Origin of the sequence: Vibrio sp. 10N.222.49.C9, from assembly GCF_041474985.1 — a bacterium.
Lineage (GTDB): Bacteria > Pseudomonadota > Gammaproteobacteria > Enterobacterales > Vibrionaceae > Vibrio > Vibrio crassostreae_C.
Window position 1 is genome coordinate 1 of record NZ_JBFRVD010001650.1, and the last position, 501, is coordinate 501.

The 501-nt window shown below is 47.1% G+C and carries 1 protein-coding gene; it reads left to right on the forward strand.

The annotated features are described in order from the left end of the window. Nucleotides 1-501, forward strand: a 501-nt coding sequence (locus tag AB4585_RS29665) for a TOBE domain-containing protein (RefSeq protein ID WP_372172429.1), incomplete at both ends; no start/stop codon positions are given.

A 501-nucleotide genomic window follows, 5' to 3' on the forward strand; every position in this document is an offset into this window, starting at 1 on the left:
CACTATGATCTACGTAACACACGATCAGGTTGAAGCAATGACGATGGCCGACAAGATTGTGGTCCTAGACGGCGGTTACGTATCTCAGGTAGGTAAACCTCTAGATCTATACCACTACCCGCACAACCGCTTTGTAGCAGGCTTCATCGGCTCTCCTAAGATGAACTTCATCAGTATTCACGCACTTGAAGCTACAGCAGAATATGTGAAAGTTGAGCTAGAAAACAAAGTAGCCTTCAACATCCCTGTAGATGGCACAACCGTTAATGTTGGCGACCGTATGTCTCTTGGTATTCGTCCTGAGCATCTACTGATGTCGGACTCTTCAGAGGCAACCATCGAAGGTGAAGTGACTATCGTGGAAAAACTGGGTCAAGAGACTCAAGTTTACCTATCGGTAGAAAGTGCTGACACCGACATCAACTTCCGTCAACCAGACACACTACAAGTTGAACCAGGCGACAAGTACGCTATCGGTATCGACCCTAAACGCTGTCACCT